Annotated in this window: 16 protein-coding genes and 1 tRNA gene; 13 read left to right on the top strand and 4 right to left on the bottom strand. The window is 73.3% G+C overall.

Annotated elements, in window-relative coordinates:
* The first annotated feature begins 84 nt into the window (after window positions 1–84).
* Window positions 85–163, top strand: a tRNA-Gln gene (locus GRQ65_RS12200).
* On the opposite strand, the gene GRQ65_RS23430 is transcribed toward GRQ65_RS12200, so the two are convergent.
* Entirely contained in the window at window positions 152–1,387 is a 1,236-nt protein-coding gene (locus GRQ65_RS23430; protein WP_160878262.1) for a TetR family transcriptional regulator, read from the bottom strand. The genes GRQ65_RS12200 and GRQ65_RS23430 overlap by 12 nt on opposite strands.
* Window positions 1,388–1,475: 88 nt before the next feature.
* Between GRQ65_RS23430 and glmU the strand changes: the two genes are divergently transcribed.
* The 3 genes from glmU to GRQ65_RS12220 all read left to right on the top strand — a co-directional run bounded on the left by glmU (window position 1,476) and on the right by GRQ65_RS12220 (window position 5,374).
* Entirely contained in the window at window positions 1,476–3,008 is a 1,533-nt protein-coding gene (gene glmU / locus GRQ65_RS12210; protein ID WP_337191683.1) for a bifunctional UDP-N-acetylglucosamine diphosphorylase/glucosamine-1-phosphate N-acetyltransferase GlmU, read from the top strand.
* Window positions 3,005–3,985, top strand: coding sequence for a ribose-phosphate diphosphokinase (locus GRQ65_RS12215; protein WP_439331862.1), 981 nt, complete (start codon window positions 3,005–3,007; stop codon window positions 3,983–3,985). The genes glmU and GRQ65_RS12215 overlap by 4 nt, the downstream gene beginning before the upstream one ends.
* A 216-nt stretch (window positions 3,986–4,201) precedes the next feature.
* A complete protein-coding gene (locus GRQ65_RS12220; RefSeq protein WP_160878264.1) occupies window positions 4,202–5,374 on the top strand; it encodes an ankyrin repeat domain-containing protein in 1,173 nt (390 codons plus the stop codon).
* Here GRQ65_RS12220 and GRQ65_RS12225 read toward each other — a convergent pair.
* Window positions 5,355–6,257 (bottom strand): M15 family metallopeptidase, encoded by a 903-nt coding sequence (locus GRQ65_RS12225; RefSeq protein ID WP_337191684.1) that lies wholly within the window; start codon window positions 6,255–6,257, stop codon window positions 5,355–5,357. The two genes, GRQ65_RS12220 and GRQ65_RS12225, sit on opposite strands and share 20 nt — an antisense overlap.
* A 31-nt stretch (window positions 6,258–6,288) precedes the next feature.
* Window positions 6,289–6,900: a malonic semialdehyde reductase gene (locus GRQ65_RS12230; protein WP_160878265.1), complete on the bottom strand. Its 612-nt coding sequence runs from the start codon at window positions 6,898–6,900 to the stop codon at window positions 6,289–6,291.
* Window positions 6,901–6,993: 93 nt separating this feature from the next.
* On the opposite strand from GRQ65_RS12230, the gene GRQ65_RS12235 reads away from it, so the two are divergent.
* The 6 genes from GRQ65_RS12235 to mfd all read left to right on the top strand — a co-directional run bounded on the left by GRQ65_RS12235 (window position 6,994) and on the right by mfd (window position 13,868).
* Window positions 6,994–7,341: a winged helix-turn-helix transcriptional regulator gene (locus tag GRQ65_RS12235; RefSeq protein ID WP_160878266.1), complete on the top strand. Its 348-nt coding sequence runs from the start codon at window positions 6,994–6,996 to the stop codon at window positions 7,339–7,341.
* 179 nt (window positions 7,342–7,520) lie between these two features.
* Window positions 7,521–8,219, top strand: coding sequence for a 50S ribosomal protein L25/general stress protein Ctc (locus GRQ65_RS12240; protein ID WP_160878267.1), 699 nt, complete (start codon window positions 7,521–7,523; stop codon window positions 8,217–8,219).
* Window positions 8,216–8,809 (top strand): aminoacyl-tRNA hydrolase, encoded by a 594-nt coding sequence (gene pth / locus GRQ65_RS12245; RefSeq protein WP_160878268.1) that lies wholly within the window; start codon window positions 8,216–8,218, stop codon window positions 8,807–8,809. The genes GRQ65_RS12240 and pth overlap by 4 nt, the downstream gene beginning before the upstream one ends.
* 185 nt (window positions 8,810–8,994) lie before the next feature.
* Complete coding sequence (locus tag GRQ65_RS12250) at window positions 8,995–9,771, top strand: 3'(2'),5'-bisphosphate nucleotidase CysQ (RefSeq protein WP_337191685.1); 777 nt, start codon at window positions 8,995–8,997, stop codon at window positions 9,769–9,771.
* Window positions 9,772–9,784: 13 nt separating this feature from the next.
* Entirely contained in the window at window positions 9,785–10,192 is a 408-nt protein-coding gene (locus GRQ65_RS12255) for a VOC family protein (RefSeq protein WP_160878269.1), read from the top strand.
* Between the two features lie 109 nt (window positions 10,193–10,301).
* Window positions 10,302–13,868, top strand: coding sequence for a transcription-repair coupling factor (gene mfd / locus GRQ65_RS12260; protein WP_160878270.1), 3,567 nt, complete (start codon window positions 10,302–10,304; stop codon window positions 13,866–13,868).
* A 22-nt stretch (window positions 13,869–13,890) separates the two neighbouring features.
* On the opposite strand, the gene GRQ65_RS12265 is transcribed toward mfd, so the two are convergent.
* A complete protein-coding gene (locus GRQ65_RS12265) occupies window positions 13,891–14,649 on the bottom strand; it encodes a TSUP family transporter (RefSeq protein WP_160878271.1) in 759 nt (252 codons plus the stop codon).
* 59 nt (window positions 14,650–14,708) lie between these two features.
* Here GRQ65_RS12265 and GRQ65_RS12270 point away from each other — a divergent pair, with 59 nt between their 5' ends.
* The 3 genes from GRQ65_RS12270 to GRQ65_RS12280 all read left to right on the top strand — a co-directional run bounded on the left by GRQ65_RS12270 (window position 14,709) and on the right by GRQ65_RS12280 (window position 16,737).
* The gene (locus tag GRQ65_RS12270; RefSeq protein WP_160878272.1) at window positions 14,709–15,122 is read left to right on the top strand and encodes a hypothetical protein; all 414 of its coding nucleotides are present in this window, start codon (window positions 14,709–14,711) and stop codon (window positions 15,120–15,122) included.
* Window positions 15,123–15,125: 3 nt separating this feature from the next.
* Complete coding sequence (locus GRQ65_RS12275) at window positions 15,126–15,344, top strand: hypothetical protein (RefSeq protein ID WP_160878273.1); 219 nt, start codon at window positions 15,126–15,128, stop codon at window positions 15,342–15,344.
* Between the two features lie 70 nt (window positions 15,345–15,414).
* Entirely contained in the window at window positions 15,415–16,737 is a 1,323-nt protein-coding gene (locus GRQ65_RS12280) for a glycoside hydrolase family 6 protein (RefSeq protein ID WP_160878274.1), read from the top strand.
* The last annotated feature ends 148 nt before the right edge of the window (window positions 16,738–16,885 follow it).

The raw sequence follows: 16,885 nt of genomic DNA on the forward strand, positions 1-16,885 counted from the left end.
CCTGACCTTGGGCACCTGTCCCCGGTTGGTCTGCCGGGCCTGTGGGTGCCGCCCCGCGAGGCGGGCCCTAACCTTGGGCACCTATCCCCGGTTGGTCTGCCGGCAGGGCCCGCCTGACTTTGAATCAGGACTAGCGACGTAGGTTCGACTCCTACCCGGGGAGCTGCACCCCCGCGAGGACGGTGCGTCGCAGCCAGGTCGAGGCGCCCCCGGCTCCGTCGGCGGGTCGCGACAGCAGCCGCGCGAGCACGACGGTCAGCACGGTGTGGGCGAGGTCGTCCAGGTCGACGTCGTCGGCCAGCTCGCCCGTCGCGACGCCGTCACGCAGGGCGGACCGGACCTCCTCTAGCACCGTGTCGTCGGGGCGCTCGCGGCCGCCGGCCACGAGCTCGGCGGCGTAGGGCTCGGTGAGGTGGGCGCAGCGGGCGAGCAGCCCGACGACGTCGTCGAGCCGCTCGCGCCACGGCGTCGGACGGGGGTCGAGGTGGGCGCGCGCCTCGGCGAGCAGGCAGTGGACGGCGAGGTCAGCCTTGCCGTTGAACAGTGCGTGCAGAGTGCTGGTGGCGACGTCGGCGGTGCGGGCGATCTCGGCCATCGTGGCGTCGGCGTACCCGCGTTCCCAGAACGTCGTCCGCGCGCTCGCGACGACCGCGTCGCGCCGCGGCTGCGCGCGGGTGCTGCCCTGGTGGCGGCTGCCACGGTCGGGGAGCGGGAAGTAGTTGATCTCGGCGAGCCGGTCGTCGAGGTCGCGTCGTTCGCCCTTCATCCGCAGCATCACCAGGCTGAGGGACGCGGCACTGCGGGCGAACACCTCGCGGTCGAGTGCCGTGTCGACGGACGCGCGGATCGCGGTGCCGTTGAGCAGGGCCGCGTGGGTCGCGCCGAACGCCGCCATCGACAGCGGCGGTCTGAGCTCGCGACCCCAGCTGTCGTAGAGCCGGTGGGCGAAGTCGTGCAGCGGTGCGTCGCGCTGACGCAGGTAGTCGCCGTACGCCGCCCGCCCGGCCTCGCCGCCCAGCGCCCACAGCCCGATGCGCAGGGGGTGCTCGGCGTCGGAGGTGATCCGGTCGAACTCGCCGGCGTGGAACTCCAGCGCGGTCGCCGTCGGCAGCGCGGAGCCGCGGATCTCGGTGACGCCCGGGCCGATCTCGCGGTCCGACGACGACGGTCGCGCCGGGTCGTAGACCCGGTCGAGGACCGCCCTCGCGAGGGACTCGGTGGTGCCGTAGTGGTGGAACAGCGTCGCCGCGCTCACCCCGGCTCGCGCGGCGATCGTGCGGGTGCCGACGGCCCGGAGCAGACCGGGCACGTCGAGGGCGAGCAGCTCGGCGACCGCCGCCGCGACCAGCGCGGCCCGGGTCTGCTCGGCGGTGGAGCGGCGGGGCACGGGGCGACCGTAGTCGACCGCCGGGCCCGCTACTCGTCGCTGACCTGCACGTCTCGATCACGTCACGCGCACGGCCTAGGGTGACCCGGTGCGCGACCCCCGGCAGACCGACCTGACCGTCATCGTCCTGGCCGCCGGAGGCGGCACGCGGATGAAGAGCAAGACGATGAAGGTCCTCCACCCGGTGGCGGGCCGGTCGATGGTGGGCCACGTGCTCGCCGCGGTGCAGGGGGTCCAGCCCCGCCGGGTCGTGACGGTCGTCGGCCACCAGCGCGAGCAGGTCGCGCCCCACGTCGAGGCCCTGCTGCCGGGCGTCGTGCTGGCGGTGCAGGAGGAGCAGCGCGGCACCGGCCACGCCGTCCGGGTCGCGATGGAGGCGCTGGCGGGGGAGGAGCCGAGCGGCACCGTCCTGGTGGCGTACGCCGACACCCCGCTCCTGCAGAGCGAGAGCCTGGCCCGCTTCGCCGAGGAGCACGAGGCCGCCCAGCGCGCCGTCAGCATCCTGAGCGGGGTCGTCGAGCGACCGACCGGCTACGGACGGATCGTGCGCGACGCGGTCGGCGACGTCGAGGCGATCGTCGAGGAGAAGGACGCGACGCCGGAGCAGCGGGACATCCGCGAGATCAACTCCGGCATCCTCGCCTTCGACGCGGCGTTCCTCGCCGAGGCGCTGCCGCGGCTCTCCGACGACAACGCGAACGGCGAGTACTACCTCACCGACACCGTCCACCTGGCCCGCGAGGCCGGGCTGCACGTCGGCGCCCACGTCATCGACGACGTCGCACAGACCGAAGGGGTCAACGACCGCGTGCAGCTGGCCGCCATGGGCCGCGAGATGAACCGCCGCATCGTCGAGCGCTGGATGCGCTCCGGGGTGAGCGTGATGGACCCCGACACCACCTGGGTCGACGCCGACGCGGTGCTGCACCCCGACGTGACCCTGCTGCCGGGGGTCCAGCTCCTCGGTGCCACGGTCGTCGGAGAGGACGCCGTCGTCGGTCCCGACTCCACCCTCCAGGACTGCGAGGTCGGCGCGGGCGCCCGCGTCGTGCGCACCCACGCCCAGCTCGCCGTCATCGGCGCCGGCGCGAACGTCGGACCGTTCAGCTATCTGCGCCCGGGCACCGTGCTCGGGGCCGACGGCAAGATCGGCGCCTTCGTCGAGACCAAGAACGCCGACATCGGGGCGGGGGCCAAGGTGCCGCACCTGTCCTACGTCGGCGACGCCGAGATCGGCGAGGGCACCAACATCGGCGCCGGCACGATCTTCGCCAACTACGACGGGGTCGCCAAGCACCGCACGACGGTCGGCCGCCACGCCCGCACCGGCAGCAACAACACCTTCGTGGCGCCGGTGGCGATCGGCGACGGCGCGAGCACCGCCGGCGGGACCGTCGTACGCCGCGACGTGCCGCCGGGCGCTCTCGCCGTCAGCAGCGCGCCCCAGCGCAACCTCGCCGAGTGGGTGCTCTCGCGCCGCGCCGGCACCGCGCAGGCGTCCGCCGCCGCAGCCGCCCTGCCCGTCGAGCGCCCCGGCGTGCGAGACTCGTCCGCGGACGGCGCGCAGGCGGAAGCGCCGTCCGAGGAGCACGGCGGCGACGGCGAGGAGCAGTCACGGTGACCGGGATGAAGAGGACCACCGAGAAGAACCTCATGGTGTTCAGCGGGCGGGCCCACCCCGCGCTCGCCGCCGAGGTCGCCGACCTGCTGGGCACCGATCTGGTGCCTCAGGCGGCCTACGAGTTCGCCAACTCCGAGATCTACGTGCGCTTCGAGGAGTCCGTACGCGGCTGCGACGCGTTCGTGATCCAGAGCCACACCGCTCCGATCAACGAGTGGATCATGGAGCACCTGATCATGGTCGACGCCCTCAAGCGGGCGAGTGCCAAGCGGATCACCGTCGTCATGCCGTTCTACGGCTACGGCCGCCAGGACAAGAAGCACCGCGGCCGCGAGCCGATCTCGGCGCGGCTGATGGCCGACCTGTTCAAGACCGCCGGCGCCGACCGCCTGATCACCGTCGACCTGCACGCCGACCAGATCCAGGGCTTCTTCGACGGCCCGGTCGACCACCTGATGGCGCTGCCGATCCTCGCCGACCACGTCAAGGCGAAGTACGGCGACCAGCAGCTCGCCGTCGTCTCGCCCGACGCGGGCCGGATCAAGGTCGCCGAGCGCTGGTCCGCCCGCCTCGGCGGCGTACCCCTCGCCTTCATCCACAAGACCCGCAACATCGACCGGCCCAACGAGACCGTCGCCAACCGCGTGGTCGGCGACGTCAAGGGCCGTTTGTGCGTCCTGGTCGACGACATGATCGACACCGCCGGCACCATCACCAAGGCCGCCGATGCGCTGCTCGCCGACGGCGCCTCGGGCGTCGTCATCGCCGCGACCCACGCGATCCTCTCCGACCCCGCCGTCGACCGCCTCAAGAACTGCCAGGTCGACGAGGTCGTCGTCACCAACACGCTGCCGCTCACCCCCGAGCAGCAGTTCGACAAGCTCACCCAGCTCTCGATCGCCCCGCTCGTCGGCCGCGCCATCCGCGAGGTCTTCGAGGACGGGTCGGTCACCTCGATGTTCGACGGGCACGCCTGAGCTACGGCGAGTGGTTTCGAGACGGCCGTAGCCGGCCTCCTCAACCACCGGGTGAGCGAGTGGTTTCGAGACGGCCGTAGCCGGCCTCCTCAACCGCCGGGTGAGCGAGTGGTTTCGAGACGGCCGTAGCCGGCCTCCTCAACCACCGGCACGGTGGTTGAGGAAGGACGAAGTCCTGTCTCGAAACCACGCCAGTTGCGGACGTAGGCTCGAGTCGTGCGCAGCAGGTCGCGTCCCGACCTGGTCGGGCCGCAGGAGCGCCCGGCCGACGAGTTCCTGCGGCTGGCCTGCCTGACCTGGGGCGACGACGCCCCGGGCCGTCCCCTCCGCGCTGCAGCGATGGTGCTGCCGCCCGAGACGGCGGACGACGTCCACGTCGCGGCCGCCCGGTGCGACGCACCCGCCCTCCGACGTCTGCTCGCCGCCGACCGCGACCTCTCCGGCGCCGAGGGCGGCCCGTTCGGCTGGGCGCCAGTGCTCTACCTGGCCTACGCCCGTCACGACCCGGCCGTGAGCGCCGAGGCGGTCCGCGCTGCGGTCGAGGCGCTGCTCGAGGCAGGTGCCGACCCCGACGCGCGCTTCTGGTGGGACGGGGCGGAGCCGCCGTTCACCGCGCTGACGGGGGCGTTCGGTGGCGGGGAGGGCGACCAGCCGCCGCACCCGCGGGCCGAGGTGCTCGCCCGGGCGCTGCTCGAGGCCGGGGCGGACCCGAACGACGGGCAGGTGCTCTACAACCGGATGTTCGGGCCCGACGACTCCCATCTGCGGCTGCTCCTCGCCCACGGCCTCGCCGACCCCGAGCTGCTGCGCCAGCAGCTGGGCTGGGCGGTCGTGCACGGCATGGACGCGCGGGCCGAGCTGCTGGTGGCGCACGGCGTCGACCCCGACACCGAGGTCGGCGGGGTCTACGGCGTGCCGCGGCGGGCCGCTCCGCTCGCGGCCGCCGAGGCCGGGCACCCGGCCACGGCGGCGCTGCTGCACCGGCTCGGCGCCACCAGCAGCAGCACGTCCGTGGTCGCCGCGGTGCTCGCGGGCGAGCCGGTGGCCGAGACGGAGGTGGCGGCCGCGATCCGGGCTCGCCCGGGTCTCGTGGCGTGGGCGGCCGCGCGCGGCGACCGGGCCGGCGTACGCCGCGCGGCGCAGCTCGGGTGGAGCGTCGACCGCCGAGCACGCACCGACGTGCCCTCGGACGAGGAGTGCGAGACCGGGCTGCACTCTGCGGCCGGTCGCGGCGACCTCGCGACGGTGCGGCTGCTGCTCGACCTCGGCGCCGACCCGACGGTGCGCGACGCGCGCTTCGACGCCACGCCCGAGCAGTGGGCCGGGCACGGCGGCCACGCGGAGGTGGCGGCGGTGCTGCGGGAGGGGCTCAGCGGCCGTTCTGGCTGAAGTGCTGGTAGTCCTTCAAGGAGCGCCAGTCCCCGCCCCACTCCCAGCCGATCCGGGCGAACGCCGCCACTACGGCGGGGGTGACCATGCCCGGGCGCTGGTCGCCCCGGTCGAGGTAGGTCGAGGCGAGCTCGGGCAGCACGACGTCGCCGTAGGGGCTGGCCTTGAGGTAGGGGTTCTGGAACGGGTCGAGGTCGATCGCCAGACCGTAGGCGTGCTGGCTGAACCCGCTCGACTGCCCCGTGGTGGGCCGGCACACGAAGGCACCGGTGTCGTTGCCGTCGCCGGTCGGAGCGGCGTCGAGCTCGGCGAGCGGCGTGATCCGCAGCCGCTCCATCGGGAACCGCTGGCGGTAGAGCGAGCGGAAGACCGAGACCAGGTCGCCGGCGACACTGCGGGCGACCAGCAGCTCGCCGGTGTGGCGTCGGTCGTCGAAGCCCCAGAAGCTGAGCCGCACCCAGGCGAGGTCGGCCGCGGCTACCGGGCAGCCGGGCTGCCACGTCGAGCGGGCGAGCACGGCCGCGGGCGCGCGGCGCACCCGTGCCTGGAAGCCCCGCCCGGGCAGCGGGCGCACGGTGTCGGGGAGCGTGAACTCGCGGGGATCGAGCGCCCGCGGGGTCGGGCGCACCTCGCCGAACCCGTCGGGCCGCAGCGGGAGGGGGCGGGTGCCCAGCCACGGTGGCGGCTCGGTCGCTGCCGGGGCCGCCGGGGCCGCCGGGGCCGCCGCGGGTGCCGGGGCCGCCGCGGGTGCCGAGGCCGCCGCGGGTGCCGAGGCCGCCGCGGGTGCGTCGTACGTCGACCGGTCGGCCCCGCCCGCCGCCTGGCAGCCGAGGCTGACCAGCGCGGTGAGGGCGAGGCCGAGGGCGGTCAGGGCGCGGGGCACGCCCCTCAGGGTAGGTGCCCGCGCCGGTGCGTCAGGCCCAGGCGAGCGCGTCGTCGGTGGCGACGCGGGGCAGGCGGTCGAACCACGGGTTCTCGCCGGGGTGGCCGAGGTTGACGACCAGGTGGGTCTTCCAGGTGGTGCCGGCGAAGAACTCCTCGTCGATGCCGGCGGCGTCGAAGCCGCCCATGGGGCCGACGGCGAGGCCGTGGGCGCGGGCGGCCAGGAAGAAGACGCCGGCGCCGAGCGCGGCGCTGTACTTCGCGACGTCGGCACGTGCCTCGGCGGGCATGGAGCCGAAGTTGTCCTTCATCATCTCGCCACGGGCCGGGAAGACGGTCGGGAAGTGCTCGTGGAACTCCGTGTCGTAGGCCAGCACGGCGACGACGGGGGCCGACTCGGTCTTGGCGCGGTTGCCCTCGGCCATGTGGGGCAGCAGGCGCTCCTTGCCCTCGGGGGTGCGCACGAACAGCACGCGCAGGGGCTGGCTGTTGGCCATGGTGGGCGCGAAGCGCGCGAGGTCCCAGATGCCGCGCAGCTCCTCGTCGGTGACCGGCTCGTCGGAGAAGGAGTTGGCGGTGCGGGCCTCGGTGAACAGCAGCGAGCGCGCCGTGTCGTCGAGCGTCTCGGATGCGAAGGTGGTCATGGGTGCTCCTGGTCTGAGGGTGGCTTGCGATCTCAAGGCTACTACTAAATCAGGAGTTACCGTCAAGACCGGAGTGCCGGTAGGGTGGGTCACATGAGCGAGGTGGACCGGTCGGAGCGCGTGTGCGACGCGGCGCTGACCCGTGCCTTCTCCTTCCTCGGCAAGCGGTGGAACGGCATGCTGCTCGCCTCGCTCGGCGCCGGCCCCGCGGGCTTCGCGGAGCTCAAGCGCGGGCTCGGCATCAGCGACTCGATGCTCTCCGACCGCCTCGCCGAGCTCTCCCGGGCCGGCCTGGTCGCCCGGACGGTCGACGACGGCCCGCCGCTCTCGGTCTCCTACACGCTCACCGACGCCGGCGCCGCCCTGCGGCCGGCACTCGACGTGCTCGCCGCGTGGGCGCGGGAGAACCTCACCGAGGAGCGCTGCTCCGGTCAGCACTGACCCCCAGTGATTCGTTGCTGGCAGAGCCGCGGTCCTAGACTGGTGCGGTTGCCTCGGCGAGGGAGTCCCTGGACTCCGTGATCGACAGGGCAGGTGCTTGGCCCCGCGGTCCCGCGCCTCCACGTCGTCACGTGTCGAGGCCCGACCGATCGACGTCATCCCGAGGAGCACCCGCCACCATGGCCAACGAGAAGATCACCGCCGAGCCGCGCACCGAGTTCGGCAAGGGCGCCGCCCGCCGCATCCGCCGCGCCGACAAGATCCCCGCCGTCATCTACGGCCACGGCAACGACCCCGTCCACGTGACCCTGCCCGGCCACGCCACGATGATGGCCCTCAAGCACGGCGGCGCCAACGCCCTGCTCGACCTGCAGATCGACGGCCAGACCCAGCTCGCGCTGACCAAGGCCATCCAGGTCGACCCGATCCGCCGCGTCATCGAGCACGTCGACTTCGTCGCAGTCCGCCGTGGCGAGAAGGTCACCGTCGACGTCCCCGTGACCGTCGAGGGCGAGGCCGGCCCCGAGACGCTGGTCGTCACCGAGAACGCCACCGTCCAGCTCGAGGTCGCCGCCACCGACATCCCCGAGGCCATCGTCGTCTCGGTCGAGGGCCTGCCCGCCGGCACCCAGATCCTCGCCAGCCAGCTCGACGTGCCCGCGGGTGCCGAGCTGCTCGACGACCCGGAGACGCTGATCGTCAACGTCACCGAGCAGATCTCCGCCGAGGCCCTCGAGGCCGAGCTGGAGGAGGCCGAGGCCGAGGCCGGCATCGAGCGCGAGCTCTCCGACGAGGAGGAGGCCGAGCAGGCCGAGGCCGAGGCGGCTGAGGGCGACGCCGAGGGCGAGTCCGCCGAGGGCGACTCCACCGAGGAGTGAGCGACGACGCTCTCTGGCTCGTCGTCGGGCTCGGCAACCCGGGCCCGACGTACGCCGGCCACCGGCACAACGTCGGCTACCTCGTGACCGACGAGCTGTCACGACGCCTCGGCTCGCCGTTCCGTGCCCACAAGCAGGGGCGGGCCGAGGTCGTCGAGGGCAGGCTCGGGGTGCCCGGCACCCCGGGCCCCCGGGTCGTGCTCGCCCGGCCTCGTTGCTACATGAACGAGGTCGGCGGGCCGACCAAGGCGCTGGCGACCTTCTACAAGATCGCCCCCGACCACGTCGTGGCCGTGCACGACGAGCTCGACATCGCCTTCGACACGATGCGGGTCAAGCTCGGCGGCGGCGACAACGGCCACAACGGGCTGAAGTCGATCCGCAGCTCGCTCGGCACCGGCGACTTCTACCGGGTCCGGGTCGGCATCGGCCGCCCGCCCGGGCGCCAGGACCCGGCCGACTTCGTGCTGTCCAACTACTCGACCGCCGAGCGCAAGGTGCTGCCCTTCCAGGTCGACACCGCCGCCGACGCCGTCGAGACCCTCATCACCGAGGGCCTCGAGCGCACCCAGCAGCGGTTCAACAGCTGACCGCGGGGCCTCCTCGGGCGTGGCTTTCAACCCGCGCGGTCGCCCGCGCGGCGCCGCATCGGACCTGGCGGCGTTGTCGTCGCCCGCCGTGGCGCCGCCACGGCGGGCTCCTCCGCCTTGCCAGCTCCGCGCGACCCCACGCCTGCTCCCACGGGGGTTGAAGAGCCACGCCCTAGGGTGAGCCCGTGACCTCCGACGTGCAGCCGACCCCGCCCGCCGACGCCGACGACCACGTGCTCGCCGCGTGGCTGGCCGAGACCGCCGGCCACCGCCTGCTCGAGGTGCGGCAGGAGGGGCTCGAGGGCCGCGAGCTCAAGGACGCCGGCGACCGGGCCGCCCACGAGCTGCTCATGGAGCTGCTCGAGCGGCACCGGCCCGACGACGCCGTGCTGTCGGAGGAGGGCAAGGACGACAAGGTCCGCCTCGAGCGCGACCGCGTCTGGATCGTCGACCCGCTCGACGGCACCCGGGAGTTCTCCGAGCCGCCCCGCGACGACTGGGCCGTGCACGTCGCGCTCTGGGAGCGCGGCGAGCTCGTCGCCGGAGCGGTCGCCCAGCCCGGGCTCGGCCAGGTCTTCTCGACGGCCGAGCCTCCCGTCGTACCCCCCAGCACCGCGGAGCGCCCGCGCATCGCGGTCTCGCGCAGCCGCCCGCCGGCGTTCACCGACGGCCTGGTCGCCGTGCTCGGCGGCGAGACGGTCGCGATGGGCTCGGCCGGCGCCAAGGTGATCTCGGTCGTCCGCGACCTCACCGACGCCTACGTCCACGCGGGCGGGCAGTACGAGTGGGACTCCGCGGCTCCCGTCGCCGTCGCCCGCGCGGCCGGACTCTTCACCTCCCGCGTCGACGGCTCGCCGCTGGTCTACAACCAGGACGACGTCTACCTCCCCGACCTGGTCGTGTGCCGGCCCGAGCTCAGCGAGCGCATCCTCGCCTACCTGGCGGAGCACGGCACCGACTGAGACGCTGGGGGTCATGGCCTCCTTCGTCTCCCACACCACCATCGACTGCCGCAACGCGTACGCACTGTCGGAGTGGTGGAAGCCGGTCCTGGGCTACGTCGACCTCGACGACGACCCCAACCTGCCCGGTCACACCGAGTGCGCGATCCGCGACCCCGAGACCGGCCACGAGCTGCTGTTCATCGAGGTGCCCGACCCGACGCCCGGCAAGCCGCGCATCCACCTCGACCTGCGCCCGCGCCAGGGCACCCGCGACGAGGAGGTCGAGCGGCTGCGGGCGTACGGCGCCACGGAGGTCGCCGACCTGCGCGGGAAGTACGGCCCCGGCACCGGGTGGGTCGTCTTCGCCGACCCCGAGGGCAACCAGTGCTGCATCCTGCGCTCGCTCGGCGAGATCGAGGCTGTCGGAGCGGGCTCCTAGACTGGGAGGCACGACCACCGGTGGTCGAGCAGCGAGCTCCAGCGAGCGTCGTCGAGACCCCGGCCTCCCGCTCGCGAGCCGCTTGCACCACCCTGCCTGGAGCCCTGCTGTGACCCTTTACGGACTGGCTGACGCCGTCCTGGCCGACCCGACCCTCGACGAGACGATCGCCGACGCCCGCGCGGGCGCGCTGCGGGCGCTCGACCTGACCGGGCCGGCCGCGCTGCGACCCTTCGTCGTCGACGGCCTGGTCCGCGCCGGGCGCACGGTGCTCGCGGTCACCGCCACGGCCCGCGAGGCCGAGGACCTGGTGAGCGAGCTCGGCTCGCTGCTCGACGAGGACGCCGTGGCGCTGTTCCCGAGCTGGGAGACGCTGCCGCACGAGCGGCTCAGCCCGCGCAGCGACACCGTCGGTCGCCGTCTCGCGGTGCTGCGCCGGCTGTCCCACCCCGACGCCGAGGGCGCCCACGGGCCGCTGCAGGTCGTCGTCGCGCCGGTGCGCTCGGTCCTGCAGCCCCAGGTCAAGGGGCTCGGCGACCTCGAGCCGGTCGCGCTGGTGCCCGGTCAGACCGCGGGCCTCGACGAGGTCGTCCAGCGGCTCGCGGACGCGGCGTACTCCCGCGTCGACCTGGTCGAGAAGCGCGGCGAGTTCGCCGTGCGCGGCGGCATCGTCGACGTCTTCCCGCCCACCGAGGAGCACCCGCTGCGCGTGGAGTTCTGGGGCGACGACGTCGAGGAGATCCGCTCGTTCTCCGTCGCCGACCAGCGCACTCACGAGCCCGTCGACCGGCTCTGGGCGCCGCCGTGCCGCGAGCTCCTGCTCACCGAGGACGTGCGCCGCCGCGCCCGTGAGCTCGGCCATGCCCACCCGCAGCTGCTCGAGCTCACCGACAAGATCGCCGCCGGCATCGCCGCCGAGGGGATGGAGTCGCTGACGCCTGTCCTCGTCGACGAGATGGAGCTGCTCGTCGACCTGCTGCCCGCCGAGACCCACGTGCTTGTGCTCGACCCCGAGCGGGTGCGCCGGCGCGCGCACGACCTGGTGGCGACGAGCGAGGAGTTCCTCGGCGCGAGCTGGGCCGCCGCGGCCAGCGGGGGAGAGGCGCCGATCGACCTCGGCGCCGCGTCCTACCGCGAGCTCGCCGACGTCCGCAGCCACGCCATCGACCGGGCGCAGAGCTGGTGGACGGTCAGCCCGTTCGGCCTCGCCGACGACGCCGACGACCTCGCGGGCTCCACCGCGGCCGACGCCGGCGTGCCGACCCGCACCCTGCCGATGCAGGCCGCCGAGGCCTACCGCGGTGACGTCGACAAGGCCTTCGCCGACGTTGCGCAGTGGCAGGCGGCCGGGTTCCGCACGGTCGTCGTCCACCCCGGTCAGGGGCCCGCGCAGCGCACGGTCGAGGCCCTCGGTGAGCGCGACATCGCGGCGCGGCTCGTCGACCACCTCGAGGACGCCCCGCCCGCCGACGTCGTCACCGTGACCTGCGGCAGCCTGACGGCCGGGTTCGTCGACGAGACCAACCGCCTCGTGCTGCTCACCGGCGAGGACATCTCCGGTCAGAAGGCCGCCTCCACGCGCGACATGCGCAAGATGCCGGCGCGGCGCAAGCGCCAGATCGACCCGCTCGAGCTCAAGACCGGCGACTACGTCGTCCACGAGCAGCACGGCGTCGGCCGCTTCGTCGAGATGAAGCAGCGCGAGGTGCAGGGCGCGGTCCGCGAGTACCTCGTCCTGGAGTACGGCGCCTCCAAGCGCGGCGGCCCGCCCGACCGTCTCTACGTCCCGGCCGACGCGCTCGACCAGGTCACCCGCTACGTCGGCGGCGAGCAGCCCGGCCTCGACCGCCTCGGCGGCGCCGACTGGGCCAAGCGCAAGGGCCGCGCGCGCAAGGCGGTCCGCGAGATCGCCGCCGAGCTGATCAAGCTCTACGCCGCGCGTCAGGCCACGCAGGGCCACGCCTTCGGCCCCGACACCCCGTGGCAGCGCGAGCTCGAGGACGCCTTCCCGTTCGTCGAGACCCCCGACCAGCTGACGACGGTCGAGGAGGTCAAGCAGGACATGCGCAAGACCGTCCCCATGGACCGCCTCATCTGCGGCGACGTCGGCTACGGCAAGACCGAGATCGCCGTGCGTGCGGCGTTCAAGGCCGTGCAGGACGGCAAGCAGGTCGTCGTCCTCGTGCCGACCACGCTGCTGGTCACCCAGCACCTCTCGACGTTCACCGAGCGGATGTCGGGCTTCCCGGTGCGCCTGGAGGCGCTCTCGCGCTTCCAGAGCGACAAGGAGGCCAAGGCCGTCATCGCGGGTCTGGCCGACGGCAGCATCGACATCGTCGTGGGCACCCACCGCCTGCTCAACCCCGACATCCGGGTCAAGGACCTCGGGCTGATCATCGTCGACGAGGAGCAGCGCTTCGGGGTCGAGCACAAGGAGCAGATGAAGCGGCTGCGCACCTCGGTCGACGTGCTGTCGATGTCGGCGACGCCGATCCCGCGCACCCTGGAGATGGCGATCACCGGCATCCGCGAGATGTCGACGATCACGACGCCGCCCGAGGAACGCCACCCGGTGCTGACCTACGTCGGCGCCTACGAGGACCGCCAGGTGACGGCCGCCGTACGCCGCGAGCTGCTGCGCGACGGCCAGGTCTTCTACATCCACAACCGCGTGCAGTCGATCGAGAAGGCCGCCGGCAAGCTCCGCGAGCTCGTGCCCGAGGCCCGCGTCGCGACCGCGCACGGCCAGATGAACGAGAAGCAGCTCGAGCAGGTGATGCTCGACTTCTGGGAGAAGCGCTTCGACGTCCTCGTCTGCACCACGCTCGTCGAGTCCGGTCTCGACGTCTCCAACGCCAACACGATGATCATCGAGCGTGCCGACACCCTCGGCCTCTCGCAGCTGCACCAGCTGCGCGGTCGGGTCGGCCGCTCCCGCGAGCGGGCCTACGCCTACTTCCTCTACCCCGCCGAGAAGCCGCTGACCGAGACCGCCCACGAGCGGCTCGCGACGCTTGCCCAGCACTCCGACCTCGGCGGCGGCATGGCGATCGCGATGAAGGACCTCGAGATCCGCGGGGCGGGCAACCTGCTCGGCGGCGAGCAGTCGGGCCACATCGCCGACGTCGGCTTCGACCTCTACGTCCGCCTGGTCGGCGAGGCGGTCTCAGAGTTCCGCGGCGACGGCGAGCCCGAGCTCGACGAGGTCCGCATCGAGCTGCCCGTCGACGCCCACCTGCCCCACGACTACATCCCCAGCGAGCGCCTTCGCCTGGAGATGTACAAGCGGCTGGCCGAGGTGCGCTCCGACGACGACGTCGACACGCTGCGCGAGGAGCTCGTCGACCGCTACGGCAACCCGCCGCAGGAGGTCGACTCGCTGCTGCTCGTCGCCCGCTTCCGCGCGCGGGCCCGCAAGGCCGGCGTGGGGGAGGTGACGCTCGCGGGCAAGAACGTCCGCTTCGCCCCGGTCTCGCTCCCGGAGTCGCGGGTGGTGCGGCTGCAGCGGATGTACCCCAAGTCGATCGTCAAGCCCCAGGTGGACACGATCCTGGTGCCGCGGCCCCACATCGGCGGGGTGCTCGGCAAGCCCCTCGACGGGATCGGGCTGCTGCAGTGGGCCCACCAGGTCATCGACGCGGTCATCGACCCGGTGCCGGAGCCGGTCAAGGCCTGACCGCTCGACGGCGGCCGCCGGGTCACACGAGCAGCACGAACGCCGTCAGCCCTGCGGCGACGATGGCGGCGCGCAGCAGGGTCGGGCGCAGCCTGCGCCCGACCCGCGCGCCGACGTACCCACCGATGACGGAGCCGAGGGCCAGGGTGATCGCGACCGGCCAGTCGATCTCGGCGACCAGGACGAAGACGAGGCTCGCGACGACGTTGGCCGCGGCGAGGCAGAGCGTCTTCAGCGCGTTGGCGACCCGGAGCTCCAGGTCGGCGCCGAAGCCGAGGACCGCGACCATCATGACGCCGGCCCCGGCACCGAAGTAGCCGCCGTAGGCACCGACGACGGTGGCTGCCACCGTGGTGGCCGGCCCCAGGCCGCGACGACTCACCGGGGCGGAGCCGGAGCGGCGCCGCAGCCAGGCGGTGATCCAGGGCTGCACTCCGACGAGCAGGCAGGTGAGCAGGATCAGCCAGGGGACGACCCGCTCGAAGACCCCGGGCGGGAGGGCGAGCAGCAGCAGCGCACCGCCGATCGAGCCGAGGGCGCAGGTCACCAGCACCGTGGCGGCGATCCGCGGCTGCGAGCGCAGCTCCTCGCGGTAGCCCAGCGAGCCGCTCAGGCCGGCCGGCGTCAGCCCGAGCGTGTTGGAGACGTTGGCGACGACGGGCGGCACGCCCAGGGCCAGCAGCACCGGGAAGCTGAGCAGCGAGGCGACCCCGACCGTCGAGGACAGCACGCCGGCTCCGAACCCGGTCGCGAGCACCAGCAGCTGCTCGACCGGACTCACCGATTCATGGTCTCAGCCCGGATCCTGTGACCGACACCGCAACGGGGTAACGCCGTTCTATGGAGCTGCTCGTCGTCTCCGCAGGCGGGGCCGTGGTGACGCTCGCCGTAACCGGCTTGCTGTACGTCGTGTTCAGAGACCGCTGGGGTGGGCAGCGATCCTCAGGGCGGGTGGCCACGACGACACCGCCGGACCGGGTGCTCGAGGCCGCCGTCGCCATCGGGCGACAGAGACTGAAGGCGTCGGTCGTCGAGGAGCGTCGAGGACGGGTGCAGCTCAAGATCCCCGTGACCTGGCGTTCCTGGGGTGAGCGAGTCGAGGTGCACGCCTGCTCGGCTCCCGAGGGCTCCGGCTGGACGGAGGTCGAGGTGACCTCGCGGAGCAGGTTGCGGACGACGGTCCTCGACTGGGGCGAGAACCGCGCCAACGTGGAGACGCTGCTCGCCGGCATCGACGCCCTTGGGGAGGTGTGAGCGGTGGCCGACCGCGGTGGCGACCCCCTGATCGACGCGAACGATGTCATGTGGTGGGCACTCTTCTCGATCCTCGCGATCGCGCCCTTCGTGGTCGTCGAGACACTGAGGTGGCCGTGGTGGACCATCCTGCTGGTCGCTCTCGGCCTGGCGCTGGTGACGATGCCCCTGCGGCGACGCTATGTGCGTCGCGTCCACGAGAGGGGGCGCGAGACGCCCTGACCAGGGCTGCTGTCGAGTCGGTGGGACGCGGGTTTCGCCGAACGCCGTCGCACACGGATCATGGACGGCGATGACCCGACTCTGCGCGACCGCCGCCGCCCTCGCGCTCGTGGCCGCCCTCGGCGCCGCGTGCTCGGACTCCTCGACCGTGCCCTCGTCGTCCGAGCTGCCCAGTGCGCCGACCACACCCGTGTCGTCGGCCGCCACCCCGACGCCGACGCCGACCCCGGTCGCGGAGCCCACGATCTCGGCGGCCGAGCAGCGCGCAGCCCGGCGGGCCGCGAAGGCGCAGGCGCGGGCGGAGGCGAAGCGGGCCGCCCGCGTCGCGGCCCGCCAGGCGAAGCGCGAGGCGCGGCGCCAGACCCTTGCCGAGCTACGAGCGGCGCGACAGGCGAACCCGCTCGCCGGTCGCCCCTGGGGCAACTACTACGGCGACGGCGACCAGGCGTGGGCGCCGTACGAGCGGTCGTCGGGTGAGACCCGGTCGCTGCTGGGCGAGATCGTGCTGCAGCCGCGCTCGAAGTGGTTCGGCGCCTGGATCCCCGACGGCGAGATCGAGGGCAAGGTCCGCGACTACATCGCCAACGCCCAGGACGGCGACCCCGACAAGCTCGTCCAGCTCGCGACGTTCCGGATGAAGCCGTGGGAGCACGACGCCTGCCGCTCGCTGCCCGGCCCGGCCGAGCAGGCGGGCTACAAGGCGTGGACCGACGCCCTGGCCCGCGGCATCGGCGACTCGCCGGTCGCCATCACGCTGCAGGCCGACGGCCCGTTCGCGCTGTGCGCGCCCGGCGGCTCGGGCATCTACAGCAGCCTGATCCGCTACTCCGCGCAGGTGCTGGGCGCCCTGCCCAACGCCGCGGTCTACATCGATGCCGGCGCTGAGGACTGGCTGCAGGGCGACCCCGAGGAGGCGCTGCGCCTGCTCGTGCCCGCCGGGGTGGAGTACGTCCGCGGCTTCTCGCTCAACAACACCCACTACAACTCCACCGAGCTCGAGGTGGAGTTCGGCGCCCGCGTCGTCGAGGCACTCGCCGCGCGCGGCATCACCGACAAGCACTTCGTCGTCAACACCTCCTCCAACGGCCGCCCGTTCCGCGGCTACGAGTACGACGGCAAGGGCCACTTCGACAACGCCGACCTGTGCCGCTCGGTCGACGACACGACCTGCGTCACTCTCGGCATCCCGCCGACCACCCGCGTCGCCGATCCCGCCTGGGGCATGTCGGCCGAGAACCGCCGCGCCGCCGCCCTCCACTGCGACGCCTTCATGTGGATCGGCCGCCCGTGGCTGTTCATGCAGGCCGACCCCTTCGACCTCCAGCGCGCCCTCCAGCTCGTCCGCACCTGGCCCTACGCCCAGTACGCCGACACCGCCATGACCGGTGGTTGAGGAAGGACGAAGTCCTGTCTCGAAACCACGCGCACGTCAGCTCGACAGCTGAGGTGGTTTCGAGACAGTCGCTGGCGCGACTTCCTCAACCACCGTGGGGAGACCACTGCGAGGGGACTCGACCCGGGGAGGCGCGCCGGGGCGCGGT

This window comes from Nocardioides flavescens (assembly GCF_009823805.1).
Taxonomy (GTDB): Bacteria; Actinomycetota; Actinomycetes; order Propionibacteriales; family Nocardioidaceae; genus Nocardioides; species Nocardioides flavescens.

Excerpts from the sequence above, each read along its gene's own strand:
- GRQ65_RS12230 (WP_160878265.1), bottom strand. The coding sequence starts at position 6,900 with ATGACCACCTTCGCATCCGAGACGCTCGACGACACGGCGCGCTCGCTG.
- GRQ65_RS12235 (WP_160878266.1), top strand. The coding sequence starts at position 6,994 with ATGAGCGAGGTGGACCGGTCGGAGCGCGTGTGCGACGCGGCGCTGACC.
- GRQ65_RS12240 (WP_160878267.1), top strand. The coding sequence starts at position 7,521 with ATGGCCAACGAGAAGATCACCGCCGAGCCGCGCACCGAGTTCGGCAAG.
- GRQ65_RS12255 (WP_160878269.1), top strand. The coding sequence starts at position 9,785 with ATGGCCTCCTTCGTCTCCCACACCACCATCGACTGCCGCAACGCGTAC.
- GRQ65_RS12270 (WP_160878272.1), top strand. The coding sequence starts at position 14,709 with ATGGAGCTGCTCGTCGTCTCCGCAGGCGGGGCCGTGGTGACGCTCGCC.
- GRQ65_RS12280 (WP_160878274.1), top strand. The coding sequence starts at position 15,415 with ATGACCCGACTCTGCGCGACCGCCGCCGCCCTCGCGCTCGTGGCCGCC.